The following is a 26051-nucleotide window of genomic DNA, read 5'->3' on the forward strand; positions in this document are numbered from 1 at the left end:
GGAAAAGTCTCAAAAAAACGCTGCGGATTAGGATGCAGGATAACGAAAAGCGACTCTGGGATGCAAAATTATCCCGGCAGGGGAGATTAGGAGATGCTTGGCTGAAGGCGTTTGAATTTAATTCGATTACTACAATCTAATTGTTTGTATTTAAATGAAAAAATCATTTTTTCAAACTATTGTCTAATTTCCTTTGTTTAATGAGGGGCTTAGTGTGTTGCCGACCTTGGGATTTTGCCACGATTTCTCAGTTGCCTTAGTGTGATCTCATTCATACTTTTGCAAAGCTGTAGTATACTGCAGGCCGGAATTTACGGGTCGATCCTGTGGGGCTGTCAGCTTCATTCATGAAGACGTGCAGTCGTAAGAGCGCCTAACAAAGAGGAATGTTGCCGTGCTAGAAGCATATCGTAAACACGTCGAAGAGCGTGCTGCTGAGGGCGTAGTCCCTAAGCCATTGGATGCACATCAAGTGGCTGAGCTTGTTGAATTAGTGAAAAACCCACCTGCAGGCGAAGAAGAATTTATTCTTAACCTGCTCGAAAATCGTATTCCCCCAGGTGTTGATGAAGCCGCCTATGTTAAGGCCGGTTTCCTGGATGCCGTTGCCAGGGGTGAGGTGAAATCGCCAATCCTGAGCGCCGAGCGTGCGCTGGAACTCTTGGGTACCATGCAGGGCGGTTACAACATCGAACCCCTGATCCGCCAATTGGACAACGAGCAGATGGCCCCGCTGGCGGTCAAGGCTCTGTCCCACACCCTGCTGATGTTTGATGCCTTCCACGATGTGGTTGAGAAGATGAAGGCGGGTAACGCCTATGCCAAGCAAGTGGTTGAGTCCTGGGCCAATGCTGAGTGGTTCCTCAGCCGTCCCAAGCTGGCCGAGAAAATCTCTCTGACCGTATTCAAGGTCACAGGCGAAACCAACACCGACGACTTGTCTCCGGCTCCTGATGCCTGGTCACGTCCCGATATCCCACTGCACGCCTTGGCGATGCTGAAAAACGCCCGCGACGGTATTGAGCCGGATCAGCCAGGCGTAGTAGGTCCAATCAAGAAGATTGAAGAACTCAAGACCAAGGGCTTCCCACTGGTTTATGTGGGCGACGTGGTAGGTACAGGTTCTTCCCGTAAGTCGGCGACCAACTCTGTGCTGTGGTTCATGGGCGATGATATTCCATTCGTGCCCAACAAGCGTGCCGGTGGTTTCTGCCTCGGTGGTAAGATAGCCCCTATCTTCTTCAACACCATGGAAGATGCCGGTGCTCTGCCGATTGAGTTAGATGTGGGCAACATGGAGATGGGCGATGTTATCGACATCTATCCTTATGCCGGTAAAGTGACCCGTCACGACAGCGACGAAGTTATTTCTGAATTCAAACTCAAGACTGATGTGCTGCTGGACGAAGTGCGTGCCGGTGGCCGTATTCCATTGATCATCGGCCGCGGTCTGACCGACAAGGCTCGTGAAGCTCTGGGTCTGGAAGCCTCCGATGTCTTCGTGCGTCCAGGTGACGTTGCCGATACCGGCAAGGGTTACACCCTGGCGCAGAAGATGGTAGGTAAGGCCTGTGGCGTAGAAGGTATCCGCCCCGGTCAATACTGTGAACCCAAGATGACTTCTGTCGGTTCTCAGGATACTACCGGCCCTATGACACGTGACGAGCTGAAAGACTTGGCCTGTCTCGGTTTTAGCGCCGATTTGACCATGCAGTCTTTCTGTCACACAGCCGCTTATCCCAAGCCTGTTGACGTGAATACGCACCACACTCTGCCTGACTTTATCATGAACCGCGGCGGTGTTTCTCTGCGTCCAGGTGACGGTGTTATTCACTCCTGGCTGAACCGTATGCTGCTGCCTGATACCGTAGGTACAGGTGGTGACTCGCACACCCGTTTCCCTATCGGTATCTCTTTCCCAGCCGGTTCCGGCCTGGTGGCTTTTGCCGCCGCGACTGGTGTTATGCCACTGGATATGCCTGAGTCTGTGCTGGTGCGCTTCAAGGGTAAGATGCAGCCTGGTATCACTCTGCGTGACCTGGTGCATGCGATTCCGCACAAGGCCATCGAAATGGGTCTGCTGACCGTTGAGAAGAAGGGCAAGAAGAATATCTTCTCCGGCCGTATTCTCGAAATTGAAGGTCTAGAGCACCTCAAGGTTGAGCAGGCATTCGAACTGTCTGATGCCTCTGCCGAGCGTTCTGCCGCCGGTTGTACCATCAAGCTGGATAAAGATCCTATCATCGAGTACCTGAACTCCAACATAGTCATGCTCAAGTGGATGATCGCCGAAGGCTACGGTGACCGCCGTACCATAGAGCGTCGTATCAAGGGTATGGAAGAGTGGTTGGCGAACCCTGAACTGATGGAAGCCGACAAGGATGCCGAGTATTCAGCGGTTATTGAAATCGATCTGAACGAGATCAAAGAGCCTATTCTGTGTGCACCGAACGATCCCGATGATGCCGTGTTGCTGTCTCAGGTAGCCAACACCCAGATTGATGAAGTGTTTGTCGGTTCCTGTATGACCAACATAGGCCACTTCCGCGCCACGGGTAAGATGCTGGACAAGTTTGCCAAGACGCTGCCGACTCGTCTGTGGATTGCTCCGCCAACCAAGATGGACAAGGATCAGCTGACCGAAGAAGGTTACTACGGTATCTTCGGCCGTGTCGGTGCTCGTATCGAGATCCCGGGTTGTTCTCTGTGTATGGGTAACCAGGCACGGGTTGCCGATGGTGCGACCGTGGTGTCGACTTCTACCCGTAACTTCCCGAACCGCCTGGGTACGGGTGCCAATGTGTACCTGGCCTCTGCCGAGTTGGCTGCCGTTGCGGCGCTACTGGGACGTTTGCCAAGCCCTGAAGAGTATCAGGAATATGCCAAGGAACTGGACGCAACAGCGGCCGATACCTACAGATACCTGAACTTCGACCAACTGGAGTCTTACACCAAGAAGGCCGGTGAAGTGATCTTCCAGTCAGCGGTTTAAGTTATCGCAATAACAAAAGCCAGCTCATAGAGCTGGCTTTTTTGTGTCTGAAAGGCCGCAGACGGATGCAATATGGTACGGCGATGGCTTGCAGGCCCGTTATTGGATTCAGTTGATGGTCGGTGCCAACTTCTTGTTGTGCAGCACTTCTAACATTCTGTCTTCCAGCTGGAAGCGGGTCTCCAGGGCGTGTACCAGTTCGGCGAGATCTTTATCCAGCTGGTAGAGCAGATCGTCGCTTTCCAACTCGGAATACTTGTCGCTGAAGTCCAGGGCCTGATCTGTGGTCTCGACAATCTTCGGCAGCAACTGCTGTGCCAGTGCCTTGTTCGAGTGTCCCTGTTCGTCACAGGCGTCGACTACCTTGTTGAAGACTTCGAAATGCCCCTCCGAGACGTAATCCACCAGCAGATTGCAGAAGCTGCGGACTTGATCTACACAGGGCAGGGACTTGTCACGTTTTTCATAGGGAGCCAGTCCAGCCAACTTACAGTAATAAACCAGTAGTTTTCTGCGGTTGTTCAACCATTGATCCACCAGAGCATTGGCTCCGCCCCATTTTTGCTCGGCTTGTTCAAGTTGTTTCAGCATGCTTGTCTCATCCTTTATCACCGCACTTGCTCCTAATTTAGGTGACAAGTTAATCAGTGATCAACTCTTTTCGGTGTTTTTCAATCGAGGTCGGATTGGTTGTTTCTTGTGCGGGGAAATGGGGGATGTTAAAAAATGTATCAAATTATGATATGGGAAATAAAAAGCCCAGCGGTAGAAACTACAGCTGGGCGAGGAAAGTTTTAACAGGCTCGATGTGACGAGCTTCTTGATTGTTCTTGCTAGCGCAGAGTTTTTATACCAAAGGGTGAGAAGCTGTGCAACTTTTTTCTGTCTTTAGCCACTTAGTTGACACTGTGGTTTTTTGTGTGTTTGTTGTGTAAATGTAATGTTTCGCCTGGCTCAATGATGGACTTTGAAGCTTATTGAGGCGCTTTATCCATGGCAATGGTCACATAAATACTCAGACACAGGTTACAATACAGCCGCAAATGCTAAACTACCGCCCCAGCAGATCTCAATCGGAGTAGGAATAAGCCCAATGGCAGAATTAAAAAACGATCGTTATTTACGTGCGCTGCTCAAGCAACCTGTTGATGTTACCCCAGTTTGGATGATGCGCCAGGCTGGCCGCTATCTGCCAGAATATCGTGCTACCCGCGCTGAAGCCGGTGATTTTATGGCGCTGTGCCGTAATGCCGACTTAGCCTGTGAAGTTACCCTGCAACCGCTGCGTCGTTTTGATTTGGATGCGGCAATCCTGTTTTCCGATATTTTGACTGTGCCTGACGCCATGGGGCTGGGTCTGTATTTTGAAGCCGGCGAAGGCCCTCGCTTCGAACGCCCAACCGATACCATAGAAGCCATCAAGAAGCTGGCTGTTCCGGATCCGGAAGATGAGCTGGGTTATGTGATGAAAGCCGTCAGCACCATTCGCCGCGAACTCAAGGGCGAAGTGCCGTTGATCGGTTTCTCCGGCTCTCCATGGACACTGGCCACTTATATGGTCGAAGGCGGCTCCAGCAAGGCCTTCGAGAAGATCAAGCGGATGATGTATGCCGAGCCTGCTGCATTGCATATGCTGCTGGACAAACTGGCCGATTCCGTAACCCTGTATCTGAACGCCCAAATCGCCAACGGTGCTCAAGCCGTGATGATCTTCGACTCTTGGGGCGGTGCGCTGTCTCATGCGGCCTATCGCGAGTTCTCATTGCGTTACATGCAGAAGATAATCGATGGTCTGAACCGTCATTCTGAAGGTCGTCAGGTGCCTGTGACCCTGTTTACCAAGGGCGGTGGTCTGTGGCTCGAAGCCATGGCCGAAACCGGCTGTGATGCTTTGGGTCTGGACTGGACCATAGACATAGGCGATGCCCGTAAGCGTGTGGGTGACAAGGTGGCCCTGCAAGGCAATATGGACCCATCGACTCTGTACGCTTCTCCTGAGCGTATTCATGAAGAAGTGGCGCAGATCCTGGCCAGCTATGGTCAAGGTACTGGTCATGTATTTAACCTGGGTCATGGTATTCACCAGCATGTGGATCCTGAGCATGCCGCTGCCTTCGTTAAGTCGGTACATGAACTGTCGGCTCAGTATCACAAGTAACCCAGTTGCTTGATGAAAGGCCCGCAACGCGGGCCTTTAGTTTATTTATGACTACTGGTTGTTCGCTGGCGGAAATGCCATTCCTGTTTTGTGATTACTTTGTTTTCAGGGCGGATATTGACTATCGGTCGCCATTGTTTAATGCCGTTGTATGGTAGATTTTTTCTTTTATTCGCTTAACCGATAGCCGTTCGTTTTCAAAGCCGTCGTTAGGGCTGAGTCGTATTCCAAACAGAATGTCATTAGTGGCATTTCCAATTTTGTAAATTGTGCTGAAAAGCACATAAGTAACCACCTTTTCCTGCGCCAAATCAACACATGCAGATAGTAGTCAGTGCCAGACTGGTGTAGTCTGCCTTTATCTGAGTGGGATGACAGATAAGACGTCGGCACAGTCGTTATGATTGCACGTCAAATGAGGTATGTTGCCCACCGGAGACTGGTGACTTCAGTTCTCCGAAAACAATAAGAAGCCGTGGTTTGAGATGCACATTGGCAAAAAAATTGGCGTATTTATTCTGGGTTTTTGTATTCCGGCCCTGCTGACTGTCGCCTATAGTTTGAATTTTTGGTTTGAATATAGCCTGGGCCAGTTCCGGCAACAGACGCTTGAACATGAATACGCGGGGATTGAACAGCAGTTCGATCGCGAGTCTTATCGGCTGGTTCAACTGGCGCGTCTTTATGCCCCGATCCTGGAGAATCAGACAGACGCCTTGTTGATGGGGTGGCAGGAGGGGCTACAGTCTTCCAATATCAGCCTGTTCCGCCTAGAACAGGGCAAAATCATCCCATTGGCCAATGGTCGAACCCGAGTCGCCGGACAAGTGTTCCCCGATGCCAATATGTTCGAGTCTCTGGGTAAAGAGGCTTACGGCGCCGCCATTGTTAAAGGGCAGCCACTACAGATAGGTTTTCATCGCATTAACGATGATGAAGCTCTGATTGTGACCCGTTTATTGACCCCCGTTCACCTGCAAAGTCTCGGCCAAGCCGATCTGATCCATTCGATTACTTTGGTCCCGGCTGATAAGCCCCTAAGTTCGGGGCAGCACATGCTGTTATATAGCCAAATTCAAGTCCCTAGCCTGGTGGGGGCGCCATTGATGCTGCAGGTCAGGCAGCAAAGAGATGCTTTTGAACGCCTGGAATGGCAAAGCCTATCCGTAGTGATGCTGCTGCTATTGGGGGGCATGCTGATGGTGGCCATAGGTTATTTGTGGTTAAGGCGAGGGTTGGTTAAGCCTTTTGATCGCCTGATGATGGAATTAAAAGAGATCGATCCCAGTGCCAGACGCTATACCCATGTTAGTGGCAGCGGCGGCGCCGAATTCAAGGTGTTGGCCGACAGGATCAACAACCTGTTGCTGCGCATCTTTCAGCAGAAGGAACGCTCCCGAATTACCCTGGAATCTATTGCCGAAGCCGTGATCCTCACCAACAACAAGGCCAAGGTCATTTACCTTAACCCCCAGGCGGAATCACTGCTCGGATTGCGCAGTCAACAAGCTCAGGGCCGTACCCTGGATACCCTGCTCAAGAGCGATAAAAAACTGGATAAAGAGTTATTCAGCTTCATGGCCAGCGGCAGTCGGGTGCCTGAATACAGCAAGGTCACTCTGCAGAACCCTCAACCCAAGATTATGGAACGAGCCGTCAGTAATCTATTCAATCACAAGGGAACTGTGATCGGTGGAGTTCTTGTGCTGCGGGATATCACTCAGGAGGAGAACCTCAAGCAACAGCTCAGATTGAAGGCCAGTGTCGATGGCATTACCGGACTCTATAATCGCAGCGCCTTTGAAGAGCGCCTGGCGGAGTTCGCCGATGGGGCCCGCACTTTGGCATTTTGTTATCTGGATCTGGAGCAGTTTAAGCTTATCAATGATAACTGTGGTCATGATGCCGGTGATCAGATGTTGATCATGGTTGCCAGGGCCATAGAGTCTTGCCTGAAGGGGGATGAAATACTGGCCAGGCTCGGTGGTGATGAGTTTGGTTTGGCCGTCCGTAACCGTAGCGCCTTGGAAGTCGCCAGGTTGTTGAAACGTGTGGTTCGGCAAGTTTCGTTGCTGAGCCTGCCTTGTGGTGGCGCCCATTACCGGGTCGGTGTCAGCTGCGGGGTGGCTTTCCATCGTGGTCCTTGCCGTGCGCCGGCCGAGCTGCTTAAGGACGCCGACATTGCCTGCCTGGCAGCCAAACGCAAGGGCAGCAACCAAATTCACTTCTTCGATGATCGCAACAAAGAGCTGGCCAATGAACGCAATGCCCCCAAGTGGGCGGTGCGCATTGCCAGGGCCATAGAAGACAAAGAGCTGCTGCTCTATTTCCAGCCGATTAAGGGGCTCAATGGTTGTTGTCGCCGTCAGAGACTGGAGATCTTGCTGCGGATCCGCGACAACAGTGGCCGCATCTTGCCTCCGGCTCAGTTTATTGCGGCGGCGGAACGCTTCAAGTTAATGCCCGATGTCGATAGGGAAGTGATCCGCAAGGCTTTCCTGTGGCTCTCTGAGCATCCGCAGCTGTGGCCTGAGATCAGTATCTCTATCAACCTCTCGGGTAATAGTCTGGGCAGCGAGGGCATGCTCGAATATATCGCCGAGATGCAGGGCCGTTTCGGGATCCCCAGTTCCTGTGTCTGCTTTGAGATCACGGAAACCAGCGCGATTCAAAACCGAACTCGGGCGATGGAGATGCTCAACCAATTGCGCCGCCTGGGATTTGCCTTTGCCTTGGACGACTTTGGCAGTGGCTTTGCTTCTTACGGTTATCTGCGCGAGCTTCCCGTGGACTATGTGAAGATAGATGGCTGCTTTGTCCGGCATCTGGCGACCAATGCCAGGGACTATGCGATCGTGAAATCGATTCACGATGTGTGCCGGGTCATGGGGATAGAAACCGTGGCCGAGTTTGTCGAGAACCAGGAGATCATGGATAAATTGCTGGAAATTGGGGTCGATTACGCCCAGGGATATGCCATAGGGCGGCCTAAACCCCTGGAGCAATTTTACCTCTGGGAGAAGCGCCATGAACATCAGCAGCAGGGATTGCACTTGCAAGAGGAGTATGCGAGCTTAGCCTGATTACTTCGACAGACAATGGACTGCAGATGGAAGGATTGGCCGATAAAGTCATAGTGATCACCGGCGCCTCGGAAGGAATTGGGCGGGCGCTCGCTCTGGCACTGGCACCGCTTGGCGGACAACTGGTACTCAGTGCCCGCAATGAATCCAGGTTGCGTACCCTGGCGATGGAGGTCGAGTCGGTCGGCGGTGCGCCGCTGGTGGTTTGTAGTGATATCGGGCGACAACAGGATTGTGAAGCCTTGATAGCCACGGTTATCGAGCGTTTTGGCCGACTGGACATACTGATCAATAATGCCGGTATGACCATGTGGAGCCGCTTCGATGAACTCAAGCAGCTGGACATTCTCGAACAGTTGATGCGGGTCAATTACCTTGGCCCGGCTTGGCTGACTCATGCGGCTCTGCCTCATCTCAAGGCCACTCAGGGGCAAGTCGTTGCCGTGGCTTCCGTGGCGGGGCTCACTGGAGTGCCTACCCGTAGCGGTTACGCCGCTTCCAAACATGCTGTAGTGGGTTTCTTCGATTCTCTGCGTATCGAGTTGGCTGAGGACAATGTCGCTGTGACAGTGATCTGTCCCGACTTTGTGGTTTCAGAGATCCATCGACGGGCACTGGATGGAGAGGGTAAGCCGCTCGGGGTTTCTCCTATGACAGAGAGTAAGATCATGAGCGCCGAAGAGTGTGCGCAGATGATGTTGCCTGTCATTGCCGCTCGGGGCAGGATGCTGATCACTTCCTGGCGTGGCAGGCTGGGACGTTGGCTCCGGCTTATTGCTCCGGTCTGGGTGGATAACCTGGCCCGCAAGGCCATTGCCTCCGGACATTAGTCTACTAAGTATGAAAAAGCCTCCGCGTGGGAGGCTTTGGGCATTCCAGAGATTACTTTTTGTCGTTGAGATGCTGGACTATCGTTGCCTTGGCTTCTTCATGGCTGGCTTTCTCTTTTTGTGCCTGAATATGGGCCGTGGCCTTGTGGCCGGTTAAGTCCTCGGCGATATGCAACCAATCCGGATGCCAGTAAAACTGGCTGCCTTCCAGCGTCGACCAGTTATGTACTCCATGAGTTTCACCGTTATATATCAGATCTTTAATTGAATATCCCATAATCAGCACCTCCAGGTTCGTTAGATGTCCGTATTGGCGTAACACAGTGCATTATCATGCGACCGTAGCGGTCGCATGAGTGTGAGCTATATCGCGTTTTTAGGTGCGGAAACGGCTGATCAGTTGGGCCAGGTTGTGGGCCAGCTGACTCAGTTCCTGACTGGATTGAGACACGTGTCCGGTTCCCATGGAGACCTTGGAGGCGGCGTCACTGATATTGGTGATATTGACCCCCAGCTCGCCAGTAACGGCGGTCTGCTGCTCGGTGGCGCTGGCGACCTGAATTGCCATATCGTTGATGATACTGATGGCCGCACTGATCCTTTCAATCGCATCGCTGGCGTCGTTGGCGCAGCGAACGCTGCCCTGCATCCGCTCACGGCTTCTTTGCATTACTTCATTGGCATGTTGAGCTCTTTGTTGCAGCTGCTCTATGGTGCCTTTGATTTCCAGCGCCGAGCTTTGGGTCCGACTGGCAAGAGTACGCACTTCATCGGCCACCACGGCAAAGCCTCTGCCGGCCTCACCGGCCCGGGCGGCTTCAATGGCGGCATTGAGGGCCAACAGATTAGTCTGTTCGGTGATCTGAGCGATCACTTCCAGCACCATGGCAATGGAGTCAGAGTCTTTTTGCAGCTGACCTATGACTTCGCTGGCGGTAGTGATTTCCGTATCTGAGCTTCGAATGGTTTCCAGGGTTTGCAACACTACCTGCTGTCCCTCGGTCGTTGCCTGTACGCCTTGATTGGCTTGATCGGCGGTTTGGGTGGTGTTGCGGGAAATATCGGCAATCGAACTCTGCAGCTCTGTCATGGCGGTAGCTACCTGGTCGACCTCAGAGCGTTGTTGTTGCATCTCGTCGGCGGATTCAGCAGCAACGGTAGTCATCTCTTCCACGGCGGCGGCCAGCTGCACCGAGGCGGCACCTATTTGAGAGATCATATCGTGCAGTGTGGTGCGCATCTGTTCGAGCGTTTCGGCCAAGTGGGTAAATTCGCTGCTGCTGAATTTTTCCATCGGGATGCGAGTCGCAAGATCGCCGGAAGCAATGTTTTCCAGTACTTGAGTGGTGGCATTCAGAGGCATAAAAATGCGTCGCAGCAGGAACCAAGCGGCTCCGAGCGCCAGGGTTACAAAGAGGCAGAAGACGATGACCAGGCTGTTGCTGAGAGATTGAATTGCTTGTTCACTGGCTCCTCTGGCATCGCTGACCTTCTGGGTTTCCAGTTCCATTAAGGCTTTGAGTTCTGTCTCAACATTGTTGTAGATGTGCCACGCTTCCATTGAGGTGAGCATGTTGGCTGTATTTTCTGCCAGATCGCTGAGGTCTTGTTTCAAAAACTGATTATGCAGCCCCATGAAGGCTTGCAGTGGGGCATCCAGCTTCATTAATTGTGTAAGGGTGTCTTTTCCTGCACCCTGCTTGAGATCTTTCAGTGCCGCATGGATCAACAGGGTCTGATCCTGCAGATATTGACGTGATTCTTCACTCATAGGAGCGTCCAGTACCCGTCTCAAGCTGTAACCCAACTGTTCACGTCTAAGACCGGATACCAGTTGTAGTAAAGAGGCGGCCTGATCATTGCTGTGATACTCTCGTTCCAACAGACTGATCTGACTTTTAACCTCTTGCAAATGATAGGCAATAGTGCCCAAGGATAGGCAAAATAGCGCTAAAAGCGCAGCGAACAAGGTGATCAATAACTTGCGCAAAGAAAGATTGGAAAAGATGGCTTGGTTCACAACCCGACTCCAAAAACAAATGTATGAAATATATAATGAATGTTTCAATATCCTAGGTGTTTGTACCGGAATAAACTGTGAGTTAAGGCAATTTAATTGGTAAATGTTTTAGTTTTTAGTATTTTTCATTGCTTATATCTGTAAGTCATTATTTGCGTTTTGGTTTAAAAAAGATGGTGTCGTGGAATTAAGGCATATAACGCCTTGCTATCTTCCGGCGTGCGCTATTGCTGGTGAAAACTCTCTTAGGACATTTTTCAGGGGGATTCCCTGGACAAATTAAGTCGTGATTTGTTGTTCACTATTGAATAGTGCGTTGCTATTTGCCCGCTTAGGCTTGATTGTGTTGGCTTCTCTGCATTCATTTTTATCATTCGTCATGCTTTTTTGCCGTTGGCCAAGTTCTTGGTTACGTATGAGCAGAGGGGCTTTCCTGCTATAATGCGCGCTCGTTTTTGTGGAGGCGCGAATGGACGTATCTTCTTTATTGGATGGCCTGAATGACAAGCAGCGTGAGGCGGTGGCCGCACCTCAATCGAGCATGCTGGTGCTCGCTGGAGCCGGTAGTGGCAAGACCCGGGTACTGACTCACAGGATTGCTTGGCTGCTGCAGGTGGAAAACCAGAGCCCATACTCCATTATGGCGGTAACCTTCACCAATAAGGCGGCCGCCGAGATGCGGGAACGGGTGGAGAAGATAGTCGGCAACCATATGGGCCGCATGTGGATCGGTACCTTCCATGGTCTGGCCCATCGTCTGCTGCGCACTCACTGGCAGGATGCCGGCCTGCCGCAAAATTTTCAGATCCTCGACTCGGATGATCAGCTCCGCCTGCTCAAGCGTATCCTCAAAAGCCTGAATCTGGATGAGAAACAGTATCCGCCGCGGATGGTGGCCGGCTATATCAACGGCAAGAAGGATGAAGGACTCAGGCCGAAACATCTGGATGGCGGCCTCTTCCCGATGGAGCAGAAGCTGGTGCAAATCTATCAGGTGTATCAGGAATCCTGTGATCGCGCCGGGCTGGTAGACTTTGCCGAGATACTCTTGCGAGCTCACGAACTGTTTCTCAACAAGGAACATATTCTGGCCCACTATCAGGATAGATTCCGCAATATTCTGGTGGATGAGTTTCAGGATACCAACGCTATTCAATATGCCTGGATCAGAGTACTGGCGGGCAAGAGTGCCAATGTGATGATAGTGGGCGACGACGACCAGTCCATCTATGGCTGGCGCGGTGCCCAAGTGGAAAACCTGCACAAGTTTTTGCAGGACTTTCCCAATGCCGAAACCATTCGCCTGGAGCAAAACTACCGTTCCAGCGGCAATATTCTCAAGGCCTCCAACGAGCTTATCGCCAATAACCCGGATCGGCTGGGCAAACAGCTGTGGACCGAAGATGTCGATGGTGAGCCTATCTCAGTTTACTGTGCCTTCAATGAGATGGATGAAGCCCGCTTCATCATAGGCCGCATTGGCGACTGGCAGGACAAGGGCGGCAGTCTCAGTGACTGCGCCATCCTCTATCGCAGTAATGCTCAATCGCGGGTGTTGGAAGAGGCCTTGCTGCACAAGGGGCTGGCCTATCGCATCTATGGCGGCTTGCGCTTCTTCGAGCGTCAGGAGATCAAGGATGCCATGGGATACTTGCGTCTGATTGCCAATCGCGATGATGATGCCGCTTTCGAGCGGGTGGTCAACACTCCCGCCAGAGGCATAGGCGATCGCACCCTGGATATTCTCAGAACCACGGCCCGGCAGCAGCAACTCACCCTGTGGCAGGCCTGCGTCCGTTTGTTGGAGGAGAAGGTCTTGGCTGGCCGTGCCGCCAATGCGGTGCGCTGCTTTATGGACTTGATAGTGCAGCTGCGCAGCGACACCGAAGAGCTGCCCCTCTATCGCCAGGCGGATAGAGTGATCCAGGACTCCGGGCTCAAGGCCATGTATGAGCAGGAAAAGGGCGAAAAGGCTCAGGCCAGAGTGGAAAACCTCGAGGAACTGGTCACCGCGGCGCGCACCTTCGAAGTGCCGGAAGAGCTGGTGGACATGGGTGAGTTGAACGCCTTCCTGTCCCATGCGGCACTGGAGGCGGGAGAAGGCCAGGCCGATGCCCACACAGATGCGGTGCAGCTGATGACGCTGCACTCGGCCAAGGGGCTGGAGTTCCCGTTGGTGTTTATGGCCGGTGTTGAAGAAGGACTGTTCCCCAGCCAGTTGTCGCTGGAAGAGGGCGATCGCTTGGAAGAAGAGCGGCGTCTGTGTTACGTGGGCATGACCCGCGCCATGCAACAGCTGTATATCACCTATGCCGAGTCACGCCGCATCTATGGCCGTGAAAACTACTCACGGCCATCGCGCTTTATCAAGGAGATCCCGCCTCAGTATCTGCAGGAGATCCGTCTCAAGGCGCAGGTGGCAACCCCCATGGCCAATAACAGGTTCAGCAAGTCGCAAGGCAGCTTCAACGACACGGGCTTTAATGTCGGCCAACGGGTGGCGCACCCCAAATTCGGTGAAGGCATAGTAACCAACTTCGAGGGCCAGGGCGCACAGGCCAGGGTGCAGGTAAATTTTGACGATTTCGGCAGCAAGTGGTTGGTGGTGGCTTACGCCAAGTTGGTTGCTTGTTGATTGTCATAACAGGAAAATTTGCTTTTTGTGGTGTCAATCACATTGCCGCTGAGTCATAATGCAGGGCAAGCTTAAGGCCGGGATGTTTGGAGAGCCTACCGATGAACTTGAGGGAAAAAATTGACGTCTATGCCCGTCTGTCGCGTCTGGACAGACCCATAGGAACTTTTCTGCTGCTGTGGCCCTGTTTAATGGCGTTGTGGTTGGCGGCCGGGGGCTTACCGGATCTCAAGGTGTTGATCATCTTTATCATAGGTGTGTTTGTGATGCGTGCCTGCGGCTGCATCATCAACGACTATGCCGACCGTGAGCTGGACACCTATGTAGAGCGCACCAAGGCCAGGCCTTTGGCCAGTGGCGAGGTCACGGTCAAAGAAGCGCTGGGCCTGTTTGTGGTCATGGGGCTTTTTGCCTTTGGTCTGGTGCTGCTGCTCAATCCTCTGGTGGTTAAACTCTCCCTTGTCGGCATGCTGCTGACCATTATCTATCCCTTCACCAAGCGCTACACCAATATGCCGCAGATGTTCCTCGGCACGGTTTGGAGCTGGTCGATCCCCATGGCCTACGCCGCCCAGACAGGTGAAGTCCCTGTCGAAGCCTGGTGGCTATTTGCCGCCAACTGGTTCTGGACTGTGGCCTACGACACCATGTATGCCATGGTGGACAGGGACGATGACCTCAAGGTGGGGATCAAGTCCACCGCCATTCTGTTCGGCCGTTACGACAGGCAGATCATCGGTCTGTTTCAGCTGGCGGCGCTGGCCTGCTTTATGACAGCAGGTTATGTGGCCGAGCGTGGCGCCCTCTATCTGGTGGGGCTGCTGGCCTTTATCGGCTTTGGGCTTTATCAGCAGAAGCTGATTTATGACAGACAGCGGGCGCCCTGCTTCAAGGCGTTTCTCAACAACAACTGGGCGGGTATGGCCTTGTTTGTCGCCTTGGGGATGGATTACCTGCTCTGAACGACATTGAGTTTGACTATCAACGCCGCGATTCTCGCGGCGTTTTTGCTGGCACACACCGCCGCCAGCCGTTAATCTGAACAGCTGGGTTATTGAATGAAGCAGTGGCAAGAGGTGCCGCTGAGGACTGAAGCAAGAAGGAGTCTTGGTATGTTGATAGAACAACTCTTTGGTATTGAATTACCGCTTATTCAAGCCCCCATGGCTGGTGCTCAGGGCGTGCCGCTGGCATTGGCGGTCGCTTCCGCCGGTGCGCTCGGCTCCATTCCCTGCGCCATGCTATCCCATGACAAACTCAAGCAAGCCATTGAGAGTTTCAGGCGTCAGAGTGACCGGCCGCTGAACCTCAACTTCTTCTGCCATAAGCCACCCGAGGAACAACCCGAGCGTTTGCGTACCTGGCTGCAGCAACTGGCGCCCTATTACCGTGAATTCGAGGTCGAAGAACTCGGCGGTGGTGCTGAGCGGCGCCCCTTCGATGCCGAGGTCGCTGCGGTTATAGAACCCTTTCGTCCCGAAGTGGTGAGTTTTCATTTCGGGCTTCCTTCCACCGAGCTGATGCTCAGGGTCAAGAGCTGGGGCGCCAAGGTGATCGCCTCGGCAACCAACGTCGCCGAAGCCAAATGGCTCGAGTCCAGAGGTGTGGATGCCATCATAGCCCAGGGCCTGGAAGCCGGTGGTCACAGAGGCCATTTCCTCAGTGATGATTTGACCGAGCACAGTGGTACCTTTGCCCTGTTACCGCGCCTGGTACAGGCGGTGAAGGTGCCCGTGATTGCCGCCGGTGGTATTGCCGATGCCGCCGGAGTGCAGGCGGCCATGGCTTTGGGGGCGGCCGGGGTGCAGGTGGGTACGGCCTATCTCTTGTGCCCGGAGGCCGAGATCAGTGAACTGCATCGCCAAGCGCTGAAAGATCCGCAAATGAATCGCCATACGGCGCTGACCAATCTCTACAGTGGCCGTCCGGCCAGAGGCATAATGACCCGTTTAATGCGTGAGTTGGGGCCTTTGGGGCAAGCGCCGGATTTCCCATTGGCCGCTAATGCCATTGCGCCGCTGCGCGCCGCGGCAGAAGCACGCGACTGCAGTGATTTCAGTCCGCTCTGGTGTGGTCAGAACCCGGAGGGATGTCGGGAAATTCCCGCCGCCGACTTGACCCGTGAGTTGATGGCGGCCTTCATTGAGTCGTGAGCTTTTTCTGGTCTGCGATGTGTAACTAATTGTATCATTGCGAATTAGTCACTCCTGCAATCGGCGGAGTGACCCTATCTTAAGATGGACGGCAATCAAAGCTTTGACTGCGGCGTAGAGCCGCAATAGGGAGATATAGATGAAAAAATCACTTGCTCTGGCGCTGCTGGCCCTGATGGTCAGCGCCAACGCCGCGGCGCGAGATACCATAGCCCAGTATCCGGTGCAGGAGCTGCTGCAGACCGAGAAGGCCAAAGAAGCCCTTTACGATGTGCCCCTGTATTTTGCCACTCAGGCGCATCCGCAGATCAGCAAGAGCTATGGTGAGGTGATCACCAATAAAAAGACCAATGCCTTTGGCAAGTCGGATCGCGAAGCCTGTGAGTGGGTGATGTTGAGTGCCCTCAAGGCATTGCAGGAACGCGCCGAGCGTGAAGGAATGGACGCCGTGGTCAATATCCAGTCCTATTACAAGAAGCGTGAGTTTGCCAGCGAAACCGAATATGAGTGCGGCGCCGGGGCTATCATGGCTGGCGTTGCGCTGAAAGGGACCTTGGTGAAGTTCTAACGGTGAAGTTCTAACGATGAAGCACTCACAGTTTTAATCGCTGAAAAAGCAGACCTGAGGTCGAGGTCTGCTTTTGTGGGCGAGCGGTTGGGAACCTGTTTGGTTCCCCAAAGGCGAGTGCCAGTTTAGGATTGAACGCCGAGCGTTACACCAGGTCCTTGAGGTTGGCTGGACGATAATAAACAGACTTGAGTACCTTGCCCTGACGCACTGTCTTGCCGGTCATTTCCACATCCTTGGCGCACTTGGCTATCAGGAAGTCACCCTGACGGTTACCGACAATTTCCACCCCTTGCTTGGCATAGTGGGCCACGGTATCTGCCAGTTCCTGCTCATTGCGGCACACCTTGCTCATGTTGCTGGCATGCACCTCATCCCAGCAAGGCTCAAAGTCGATAGCCTTGTTGGCGGCAACCTGCAGCAGCAGATCTATCAGGTAGCTGATCTCCAGTCGCTCCCCAACTTGGGTGCAGCCCAAGTGTACCAAGCGGCCCATCAACACATACACGCTGTCGACTATGGCGTCGGCCTGTTCAACTTTATCGCCGGCCTCGGCCAGTTCGGTCAGCTCTTCGCTGATAAGCGAGGTGTGCAGCGTGTCGGCCTTGGCATCCAGAGTGTCAGGAGAGTTGACCGGCAGATCGAAGGTGATACGGAATTCGTGAATATCCCGGTAGAGCTTGCTGTACAGCTCTTGAGTCAGCAGAGTCAGTTTCATAGCTTGGGTTCCAGCTTGGGCAAAGGAGGGGATGATAAAGAATGCGCGCGCCGAAGGCAAAAAAGCGCCGTAAAAAAAGCCTCCCGAAGGAGGCTTTGGGGGGGTAAAAATCAGAGAATGAAGCGACTCAGATCTTCATCCTGAACCAGGTTGTCCAGGTGAGCATCGACATATTCGGCATCGATAACAAACTTGCTGCCGGACTTGTCGCTGGCCTCGAAAGAGATGTCTTCCATCAGCCTCTCCATCACAGTGTGCAGCCGACGGGCGCCGATGTTTTCGGTACGTTCGTTGACTTGCCAGGCGGCCTGGGCGATGCGGTCGATACCCGACTCGGTAAATTCGATGCTGACTCCTTCGGTGCCCATCAAGGCCACATACTGCTCGGTGAGCGAGGCGTGGGGCTCGGTGAGGATCCGTTTGAAGTCGGAGGCGGTCAGGGCATCCAGCTCGACTCGAATCGGCAGACGGCCCTGCAGCTCGGGGATCAGATCCGATGGCTTGCTCATCTGGAAGGCACCGGAGGCGATAAACAGAATGTGGTCTGTCTTCACCATGCCGTGCTTGGTGTTGACTGTACAGCCTTCCACCAGCGGCAATAGATCACGCTGTACCCCTTCGCGGGACACATCCGGGCCAGAGGTCTCGCCGCGCTTACAGATTTTGTCTATCTCATCGAGGAACACTATGCCGTGCTGCTCGACCAGCTCAATGGCCTGCTCTTTGAGATCTTCCTGGTTGACCAGCTTGGCGGCTTCCTCTTCGACCAGTTGCTTGTAGGCATCCTTGATCTTGAGTTTCTTGCGCTTGCTCTGTCCCTGACCCATGTTCTGGAACAGGCTCTGCAGCTGGTTGGTCATCTCTTCCATGCCGGGAGGCGACATGATTTCGACACCAATTTGCGGCGCCGAGACATCGATTTCGATCTCTTTGTCGTCCAACTGGCCTTCACGCAGTTTCTTGCGGAACACCTGGCGGGTGTGGGACTTGTCCTCGGTTTCCTGATCCCAATCGTTCTTTGGCTTGGGCAGCAGGGCATCGAGAACCCGCTCCTCGGCGGCTTCTTCGGCGAGGGAGCGGCACTTCTTCATCTGCTGCTCGCGGGTTAGTTTGACCGCGGCGTCGGTGAGATCGCGGATGATCTGCTCCACTTCCTTACCCACATAGCCCACTTCGGTGAACTTGGTCGCTTCAACCTTGATAAAAGGCGCATTGGCCAGCTTGGCCAGACGGCGGGCGATCTCTGTCTTACCAACACCGGTTGGGCCTATCATCAGAATATTCTTCGGGGTCACTTCCTGGCGCAAGCCGGCATCCAGCTGCATGCGGCGCCAGCGGTTACGCAGGGCTACTGCGACAGAGCGTTTGGCCTTCTGTTGGCCTATGATGTGCGCGTCCAGTTCGTGGACGATTTCGCGGGGTGTCATTTCAGACATAATGCTTCCTCACGCTCGGGATCAGTAATTCAGTTCTTCTATAGTCTTGAACTGGTTGGTAAATACGCAGATATCGCCGGCTATGGTCAGCGCCTTCTCGGCAATATCACGGGCACCCAGTTCGGTGTTCTCCAGCAGCGCCAACGCCGCGGCCTGGGCATAGTTGCCACCAGAGCCTATGGCGATAAGATCATGCTCCGGCTGCACCACATCGCCGTTACCTGTGATGATCAGTGAGCTTTCATGATCGGCCACCACCAACATGGCTTCGAGTTTTCTCAAGGCTCTGTCGCTGCGCCAGTCTTTGGCCAGCTCGACCGCCGACTTCATCAAATGCCCCTGATGCATCTCCAGTTTGGCCTCGAAGCGTTCAAACAGGGTAAAGGCATCGGCGGTGCCACCGGCAAAACCGGCCAATACTTTATTGTGGTACAGGCGGCGTACTTTGCGGGCATTGCCTTTCATCACAGTGTTGCCCAGAGACACTTGGCCGTCACCGGCGACAACAACCTGATTATTACGGCGTACAGATACGATAGTGGTCACGATAGATCCTCTTCTCGGGCGGACGGCGCGTCCGTCATGGGTCAAATCCCCAGGGTCTGCTGCATGAAACGGCCCATTGGGGCACAGCAAGGCCAACTAATGAGGTGATAGTTTTCTATATGGGGTTGGGGGCGGGAATATCAAGTGCCCGGCAGAGGCTTTCGTCCTGAAAAACAAAAAGGCTGCAAATCTTATTGTTTGCAGCCTTTAAATTGAGAGGAGTTTAATCTTCCCAGAACCAGATCATACAGCCGTTGAGACCGGCTCTTTGCAGCACGTGGCGCTGCCGCTCGGCATCGCGCTTGCTGTCGTAGGGGCCGAGCACCACCTTGTACCAGACGCCGCTGGTGCCTTGCACCTTGCGCACCTGGGCTTCTAGCCCCTGGAAGGCGATCACGGCTTTCATCTCGTCGGCCTGGGATTGCACCCGGAAGGAACCGCACTGCATCTGATAAGGGCGAGATGGCTTGTTGCTCTCTTCCGGCAGATCCACTTCTACCTGCTTGTTTTCCAGCTCCTTGAGGTAGGTCCACTCCTCTTTGGGCTTGGGCGGCAAGGCGTTGGGGTCTTTCTTCTGGGGCACCGGCTTAGTCTGTGGCTGAGGCTGAGCCACTTCGGCCTCGGGGGCGCTGCTCTTCAGGCTCCAGAGGAAATAGCCAAAGCCGGCCACCACTGCCACTACCACCACAAGCAACAGCACAGGAAAGCCTTGCTTGGGCTGCGGTTGCTTGCGAGCGCCCCGCTTGGCAGGCTTGCGGGGCTTGGGTTTGCTATTGGCGTAATCGCGTCCCATGGATTACATGCGCTCCAGAGTCTCGATACCTAGCAGTGACAGGCCTTGCTTGAGGGTCTTGGCGGTCAATTGAGACAGCAGCAGACGGCTGTGCTTCTGGGTTTCGTTATCGGCCGCCAGCACGGGGCAGGCTTCGTAGAAGCTGGAGAAGGCACCGGCCAGTTCGAACAGATAACCACAAAGTACATGGGGTTGGCCCTTGTCGACCATACGGGCAAGGATTTCACCGAACTGGGCCAGCTTGTTGCCCAGCTCTTTTTCCTTGTCGTGCTCCAGAGCGATAACGGCATTGCTCAGATCCACATCTTCGGCCCGCTTGAAGATCCCGGCAACCCGGGTGTAGGCGTACAGCAGGTATGGCGCAGTGTTGCCTTCAAAGCTCAGCATCTGATCGAAGCTGAAGATATAGTCGCTGGCGCGGTTCTTCGACAGATCGGCGTATTTCACCGAGGCGATGCCGACTACTCGGGCGATTTCGGCCAGGGTGTCTTCGTCCATGTCGGGGTTCTTGCTGCGTACCAGCTCCAGCGCCCTGACATTGGCTTCATCGAGCAGGTCAACCAGTTTCACCACCCCGCCGCTGCGGGTCTTGAATGGGCGGCCGTCTTCACCGTTCATGGTGCCAAAGCCCATGTGTTCCAGTGTCATTTCCGGGCGCACAAAACCTGCGGTGCGGGCCAGGCTGAACACTTGCTGGAAGTGCAGCGCCTGGCGCAGATCCACGAAGTAGAGGGCGCGATCGGCATGCAGGGTACCCGAGCGATAGCGCATGGCTGCCAGGTCTGTGGTGGCATAGAGATAGCCGCCATCGGCCTTCTGAATGATTACCGGCAGGGCTTCACCGTCTTTGTTACGGAATTCTTCCTGGAATACCACCTTGGCGCCGTTACTTTCAGACAGCAAGCCTTGGGCATCCAGATCTTTGACCACCTGTTCCAGATCGTCGTTGTAAGCGCTTTCACCATGGACATCGGCGCGGGTCAGGCTGACGCCCAGGCGCTGATATACGTCATGGCAGTGGCTCAGGGAGATATCGTTGAACTCACGCCACAGCTTGTTGCAGTACTCGTCACCGGATTGCAGCTCGACCACCAACTGGCGGGCGCGGGTGGCAAATTCGGCCGACTCGTCGAAACGCAGTTTGGCGGCGCGATAGAAGCTTTCCAGATCAGACAGCTCCAGGTTGGCGTTTTCGCCATTTTGTGCCCGCAGCTCTTCCATATAGGCCAGCAACATGCCGAACTGGGTACCCCAGTCGCCGACGTGGTTTTGGCGGATCACCTTGTGACCGAGAAACTCCAGCGCCCGCACAACGCTGTCGCCAATGATGGTGGAGCGCAGGTGGCCCACATGCATCTCTTTGGCGAGGTTAGGGGAGGAGTAGTCCACTACCACGGTTTGCGACTTGGGCAGACTCACACCCAGATGCTCGTCGGCCAGTGCCGCCTGCAGCTGTTTGGCCAGGGCACTGTCATCAATAAAGAAGTTGATAAAGCCGGGGCCAGCTATCTCTACCTTGGCCACATGGCTTGAGGCAGGCAGGTTGTCGATGATCAGTTGTGCCAGCTCCCGAGGTGGCTTGCCGGCAGCTTTGGTCAGCATCATGGCCAGGTTGGTGGCCAAGTCGCCGTGACTCTTATCCTTGGTTCGGTCTACCTGAATCCTTGGCGCAGTCTCTTCGGGGATCAACCCCTGTTGTTTCAAAGTGGCTACTGTCTGTTCAAGCAAAGATTGGATATGTGATTTCATTGGCGTTTTATCGACACTGACTGATAAAGGTTAAAAGGGGATAACCGCACATTCTAGCGCTTTCGGCGGTAACATTGCTATCACCAGTACGGTTTTATCAGCAAATTTTGTTGTTGCCTGGATTTGCCACAGCCAGGGCCGTTTTAAGATCACTATTATGGATGAATCTTTGTTTAAGAATCGCTGATCTTTATTTTTGGGGAGTATGATGTCGATCCTGTCTTCCCCCAAGTGCCGATTTTGCCATCGGCATGCGTCGATAGTTTCAATGGAGATATAGATGCTGGACTCCATCACCACAGTGTTACAAGCCATTTGGCAACAGGATTTCACCGCGCTGCATGCTCCGGGTATCGCTCTGAGTATCTATGTGTGCATCTTCAGTTTTATTTTCCTGGAGAGTGCTTTGCTGCCGGCGGCCCCCTTGCCTTGCGACAGTGTGGTCATACTCTCAGGCACCCTGGCGGGAATGGGGATCCTCAACCCCTTGCTGGTGTTTCTGTTACTGTTTGTGGCGGCCGCAGGCGGCAGCTATTTGGCATTTATTCAGGGGCGGCTGCTCAATCGTTTGCCCAAGGTGCAGGGCTGGGTCTACAAGGTGCCGCCCGACAGTCTGGCGGCAGTGGATAAACTCCTTGGTCGTCATGGGCTGGTGGCGCTTTTCTGTGCCCGTTTTCTGCCGTTGGTGCGTTCGCTGCTGCCTTTGGTGATGGGCGTGCGCATGGCCTGTATCAAGACCTTCTATTTTTTTGCGGCCCTGAGCGCCTTCTTCTGGGTGGGGCTGTTGGTATCACTGGGCTATATGATGCCGTTTCTGCCCGAGCGGATCAGCAAGCTGTTGACCATGGCGTTGATGGCGGCGCCGGTGATCACTCTGGTATTGGCGCTCGGCAGTTGGCTGACCTATAAGCTGCTGCGCAAGCCGCAGGACAAGCAGGGGCCTCACGGTCAATTCTGAGCCGGATTAAAGCCGTTCAAGGGAGTTACAGCAGAACCTGCTGACTCTTATCAATTACAACAGATCCTGAGGATCTCGATCCAGACTCCAGCGGCAGCGCTTGGCCTCGGGTAGCTGTTCGGCCTGAGGCAACAGCTGTTCAAACACCTGTTGCAGCCTGCGTCTGTCCTTGGCCTGGGCCAACAACTGGCGCCGATACTTGCCGGCCTTGCGATCCAGCGGCGCTGGCAGCGGGCCTATCACTTCAAAATCCTTGTCCATGGGTAACATGGCGGCAAAGGCCGCCAGAAAGGCATCGGCATCCTCGGCGCGGTGTGATTCGGCGCGGATCAGCACCATATGCCAGGCCGGGGGTAACAGTGCCTGCTGGCGCTCATTGAGCTGGCTGCGGGCAAACTCGCCATAGCCTCTGTGAAGCAGGTCCCTGAGCAAGGGGTTATCGCTCTGATGAGTCTGCAGTAGCACAGTGCCTGGCTTGCTGGCGCGACCGGCGCGACCGGCTACCTGGGTATAGAGTTGGCCGAAGCGCTCTGGAGCTCGAAAATCGGCGCTGAACAGGGCGCCATCTACATCCAGCAGCCCCACCAGGGTGACATCGGGAAAGTGATGTCCCTTGGCCAACATCTGGGTGCCTACCAATATCTTGTATTCGCCGCGATGAATGGCGCTTAAGTGCTGTTCCAGTGAGCCTTTGCGGCTGGTGGTATCCCGGTCGATTCGCACCACGGGATACTCGGGAAACTCCTTGCTGAGCGCCGCCTCCAATTGCTCCGTACCTATGCCCTGACCCTGCAACATGGTGCTGCCGCAGTTGTGGCACTGGCGTGGAATCGCGTATTGGTTGCCGCAGTGGTGGCAGCGAATTTCGCCGAGGGATTGGTGCAGGGTGAAAAACGCATCACAGCGATCGCACTCATGCAGATGGCCACATTCGTGGCACAGCAGGGCTGGGGCAAAGCCGCGGCGATTGAGAAAAAGCAACACCTGGTTACCGGCCTGCAGATGCAGGCGCATCTCGTTCAGCAGCGGTTGCGACATGCCCGCCTGCAGCGGTTGGTTGCGGATATCTATCAGTCCCTGACGCACCTTGAGGGCATTGCCGGCCCGCTCTCCCAATTGCAGATGTTGATAGCGGCCGCTGAGGGCGTTTTGCAGGCTCTCCAGCGACGGCGTCGCGCTGCCTAGCAGCACAGGAACCTGCTCCAGGTGACCGCGCATGACGGCCAGATCCCGGGCGTGATAACCCACGCCTTCCTGCTGTTTGAAACTGCTGTCGTGTTCCTCATCGAGAATGATGATCCCGGGCCAGGCCATGGGGGTGAACAGCGCCGAGCGGGTGCCGATTATGATGGCCGCCTCACCGCTGCGGGCCAGGCGCCAGGCGTCGAGGCGCTGCTTGTCGGTCAGGCCGGAATGGATCACGGCAACCGTGACTTTGAATCTGCGTTTGAACCTGTTGATGGTTTGCGGCGTCAGGCCGATTTCCGGCACTAGGATCAGCGCCTGCTTGCCAGCCTTGAGTATGGTTTCCAGTACCGCCAGGTAGACCTCTGTCTTGCCTGAGCCTGTGATCCCTTCAAGCAAGCTGCACTGATAGCCGCTCTGTGCATTGAGGCTGGCGACCGCCACGGCTTGCTCCGGGTTGAGCCTGTGAGGTTCTTCCCCCAGTTCAAGCTTTTGCCGCCATTCAAGATTGGCGCTGACTGACCGCTCTCGTTGCTCGGCCCAGCCCTTGTCCAGCAGCCCCTTGATGGCACTCTTGCTCAGCTCCAGCGCATTGACCTCTTCAGTGGTCAGTTCCCCCTGTTTGAGCTGTTGCAGCAGTTTGCGTTGGGCGGGAGCGCGTTTCAGCGACTCCAGTGTGGCCTCCTGGCCCGCACTGGTCAGACACAGATAACTGATTTTCTCCGGCGCGGCATCGGCACCCTTGCGCAGCGCCACCGGCAGGGCTTGGGTCAACATCTGCCCCTGGCTGCAGAAATAGTATCTGGCGGCCCAGAGGGTTAGTTGGTACAGCGCCGGTGGCAGCAATGGCTCGCTGTCCAGCACTTGATATACCGGCTTGAGTTGTTTGGGCTCGAGCTCGCACTCATCACTCAGGCTTGTCACCAGGCCTATGAGTTGCTGGCGGCCAAAGGGCACCCGCACCCGCATTCCCGGCTCGAGTGGCCAGGGGCAAGCTTTGGGCATCAGGTAACTGAAGTTCTGCCGCATGGGAACGGGAAGGGCAACTTCTACAAACTGCGGCATAGTCAGAATTTTCGCAAATGATCACGGCACATGTTGCCCGTCAGTTTACTCAGGCTAGAATGAGAGAACCAGTCCCGGAAACAAAAAGCCGCAAAAACCACAGCTTGAATCTGCTGACTTAACGAATCCAAACCAAAGAACTTAAGCCAGAGAACCTAAGCCGGATAGTCTAAACTGGGTAATTCAAAATCAAACAGAGAGGATAGGATGAGAGCGGGTTTACTGATGCTTGTACTCATGTTGCTAACGTTTGTTGCCAGAGCAGAAACCGCCCATGTCAGTATCAATCAAAGAATGTTTGAGCTTGGGCACTTGCCCATGCTCAAGGTCAACGTGGTGGCCGACAGTGAGGATATGACCCGGCTTGAGTTTATTGTCAGGCAGCAAGGTGCGGCGGAAAAACTCATGGTGCAACCCATTAACCGTTACATGGTGCTGCTGCTGGGGATAGATGAAGTGACCGACAAGCAGGCCGAATTGTTGGTGCGGGAATACCGAATCAATCGCTGGCATGAACTCAAACGCTTGCCCTTGTTCGATACCTCGGTGCCTGTGGCACTGCGCTCTAACCGTGCCCGGGTCTTTGGTGAGCAGATGCCGAGTGAGTCACAGCGGGCTGCAGTGCCAGCCACAACAGGAGCAAGCGAAGCTGTGCCATCGTCAGCCGTTCAAGCTCAAAGAGTTAAAGAAGTCGCCGGTCAACCCCAGAGTGAGCCTCAAAGCCTTGGCATGTCCTTGGCCTCTCAAGCCGTTGCCGCGCCAGGCTCACAGGTAACGGCGCCGCCAATTGAGACGCGTGAGCTGGGATGCATGCTGGATTTCGATGGTACTGAAACCCTCTGGCGGGTGGCCAGCCGCTATGCCGAGAGCCGCCATACCCATGTCTACGGCGCTATGCTGGCTATTTTTGAGGCCAACCCCAAGGCCTTCAACCGTGGCAACATTCGCCACCTTCGCCGCGATGCCAAGTTACACTGCCCCAGTAGCCGCTTGTTGCAGTCCTATGGAGATAAGACGGCCGCCAAAGAAAAGTTCGAGCAGATGTAGTCACCTACTTGTCAGCGCTGGGCAGATACTGTACTATTCTGCGCCCTGAACTTTTGATATTAACCGCATGTGGTGTCCGACTTCGGGTTGGAAGAGCGACATGGCCTTAACTTGA

The 26051-nt window shown here is 54.4% G+C and carries 19 protein-coding genes; 10 read left to right on the forward strand and 9 right to left on the reverse strand.

Translation table 11 applies throughout. The features are described 5' to 3' along the window. The first annotated feature begins 394 nt into the window (after nt 1-394). Nucleotides 395-2992 carry a bifunctional aconitate hydratase 2/2-methylisocitrate dehydratase gene (acnB, locus tag K5621_RS02090; protein WP_221050296.1) on the forward strand — a complete coding sequence of 866 codons (2598 nt, stop codon included), beginning with the start codon at nt 395-397 and terminating at the stop codon, nt 2990-2992. A 108-nt stretch (nt 2993-3100) separates the two neighbouring features. Here acnB and rsd read toward each other — a convergent pair whose 3' ends face one another. Then, on the reverse strand, nt 3101-3583 hold the full coding sequence (gene rsd / locus K5621_RS02095) for a sigma D regulator (protein WP_100142976.1): 483 nt from the start codon (nt 3581-3583) through the stop codon (nt 3101-3103). Between the two features lie 502 nt (nt 3584-4085). Here rsd and hemE point away from each other — a divergent pair. The 3 genes from hemE to K5621_RS02110 all read left to right on the forward strand — a co-directional run bounded on the left by hemE (nt 4086) and on the right by K5621_RS02110 (nt 9063). Then, nucleotides 4086-5150: a uroporphyrinogen decarboxylase gene (hemE, locus tag K5621_RS02100; RefSeq protein WP_100142977.1), complete on the forward strand. Its 1065-nt coding sequence runs from the start codon at nt 4086-4088 to the stop codon at nt 5148-5150. A 485-nt stretch (nt 5151-5635) separates the two neighbouring features. Then, a complete protein-coding gene (locus tag K5621_RS02105) occupies nt 5636-8233 on the forward strand; it encodes a putative bifunctional diguanylate cyclase/phosphodiesterase (protein WP_221050297.1) in 2598 nt (865 codons plus the stop codon). Nucleotides 8234-8259: 26 nt separating this feature from the next. Continuing rightward, the gene (locus tag K5621_RS02110) at nt 8260-9063 is read left to right on the forward strand and encodes an SDR family oxidoreductase (protein ID WP_221050298.1); all 804 of its coding nucleotides are present in this window, start codon (nt 8260-8262) and stop codon (nt 9061-9063) included. A 52-nt stretch (nt 9064-9115) separates the two neighbouring features. Here K5621_RS02110 and K5621_RS02115 read toward each other — a convergent pair whose 3' ends face one another. Together K5621_RS02115 and K5621_RS02120 are read right to left on the reverse strand one after the other, a co-directional pair. After that, nucleotides 9116-9340, reverse strand: a complete 225-nt coding sequence (locus tag K5621_RS02115; protein ID WP_100142980.1) for a hypothetical protein — start codon at nt 9338-9340, stop codon at nt 9116-9118. A 99-nt stretch (nt 9341-9439) separates the two neighbouring features. Continuing rightward, nucleotides 9440-11083 (reverse strand): methyl-accepting chemotaxis protein, encoded by a 1644-nt coding sequence (locus K5621_RS02120; RefSeq protein WP_245003124.1) that lies wholly within the window; start codon nt 11081-11083, stop codon nt 9440-9442. Between the two features lie 469 nt (nt 11084-11552). On the opposite strand from K5621_RS02120, the gene uvrD reads away from it, so the two are divergent. The 4 genes from uvrD (at nt 11553) to K5621_RS02140 (ending at nt 16439) form a co-directional block, all read left to right on the forward strand. After that, nucleotides 11553-13718 carry a DNA helicase II gene (gene uvrD, locus K5621_RS02125; RefSeq protein ID WP_221050299.1) on the forward strand — a complete coding sequence of 722 codons (2166 nt, stop codon included), beginning with the start codon at nt 11553-11555 and terminating at the stop codon, nt 13716-13718. Nucleotides 13719-13819: 101 nt separating this feature from the next. After that, nucleotides 13820-14680, forward strand: a complete 861-nt coding sequence (ubiA, locus tag K5621_RS02130) for a 4-hydroxybenzoate octaprenyltransferase (RefSeq protein WP_039034837.1) — start codon at nt 13820-13822, stop codon at nt 14678-14680. Between the two features lie 150 nt (nt 14681-14830). Further along, nucleotides 14831-15871: an NAD(P)H-dependent flavin oxidoreductase gene (locus tag K5621_RS02135; RefSeq protein ID WP_221050300.1), complete on the forward strand. Its 1041-nt coding sequence runs from the start codon at nt 14831-14833 to the stop codon at nt 15869-15871. Nucleotides 15872-16010: 139 nt separating this feature from the next. After that, nucleotides 16011-16439, forward strand: a complete 429-nt coding sequence (locus K5621_RS02140) for an excinuclease ABC subunit A (RefSeq protein WP_221050301.1) — start codon at nt 16011-16013, stop codon at nt 16437-16439. Nucleotides 16440-16584: 145 nt separating this feature from the next. Here the strand turns inward: K5621_RS02140 and K5621_RS02145 are convergent, their stop codons facing one another. The 5 genes from K5621_RS02145 to argS form a co-directional block, all read right to left on the reverse strand. Beyond that, on the reverse strand, nt 16585-17157 hold the full coding sequence (locus tag K5621_RS02145; RefSeq protein ID WP_221050302.1) for a nucleoside triphosphate pyrophosphohydrolase family protein: 573 nt from the start codon (nt 17155-17157) through the stop codon (nt 16585-16587). A gap of 110 nt (nt 17158-17267) precedes the next feature. After that, on the reverse strand, nt 17268-18593 hold the full coding sequence (gene hslU, locus K5621_RS02150) for an ATP-dependent protease ATPase subunit HslU (protein ID WP_100142985.1): 1326 nt from the start codon (nt 18591-18593) through the stop codon (nt 17268-17270). A 21-nt stretch (nt 18594-18614) separates the two neighbouring features. Next, entirely contained in the window at nt 18615-19139 is a 525-nt protein-coding gene (gene hslV, locus K5621_RS02155; protein WP_100142986.1) for an ATP-dependent protease subunit HslV, read from the reverse strand. Nucleotides 19140-19362: 223 nt separating this feature from the next. After that, nucleotides 19363-19932 carry an SPOR domain-containing protein gene (locus K5621_RS02160; protein ID WP_221050303.1) on the reverse strand — a complete coding sequence of 190 codons (570 nt, stop codon included), beginning with the start codon at nt 19930-19932 and terminating at the stop codon, nt 19363-19365. A gap of 3 nt (nt 19933-19935) precedes the next feature. Beyond that, nucleotides 19936-21681, reverse strand: coding sequence for an arginine--tRNA ligase (gene argS / locus K5621_RS02165; RefSeq protein ID WP_100142988.1), 1746 nt, complete (start codon nt 21679-21681; stop codon nt 19936-19938). A gap of 280 nt (nt 21682-21961) precedes the next feature. On the opposite strand from argS, the gene K5621_RS02170 reads away from it, so the two are divergent. Continuing rightward, a complete protein-coding gene (locus K5621_RS02170; RefSeq protein ID WP_100142990.1) occupies nt 21962-22639 on the forward strand; it encodes a DedA family protein in 678 nt (225 codons plus the stop codon). A 54-nt stretch (nt 22640-22693) separates the two neighbouring features. On the opposite strand, the gene priA is transcribed toward K5621_RS02170, so the two are convergent. After that, a complete protein-coding gene (gene priA, locus K5621_RS02175) occupies nt 22694-24889 on the reverse strand; it encodes a primosomal protein N' (protein WP_221050304.1) in 2196 nt (731 codons plus the stop codon). Nucleotides 24890-25126: 237 nt separating this feature from the next. Between priA and K5621_RS02180 the strand changes: the two genes are divergently transcribed. Beyond that, a complete protein-coding gene (locus K5621_RS02180; RefSeq protein WP_221050305.1) occupies nt 25127-25936 on the forward strand; it encodes a FimV/HubP family polar landmark protein in 810 nt (269 codons plus the stop codon). Nucleotides 25937-26051: the final 115 nt, after the last annotated feature.

It is taken from the genome of Shewanella carassii (genome assembly GCF_019670705.1).
Classification (GTDB): Bacteria; Pseudomonadota; Gammaproteobacteria; order Enterobacterales; family Shewanellaceae; genus Shewanella; species Shewanella carassii.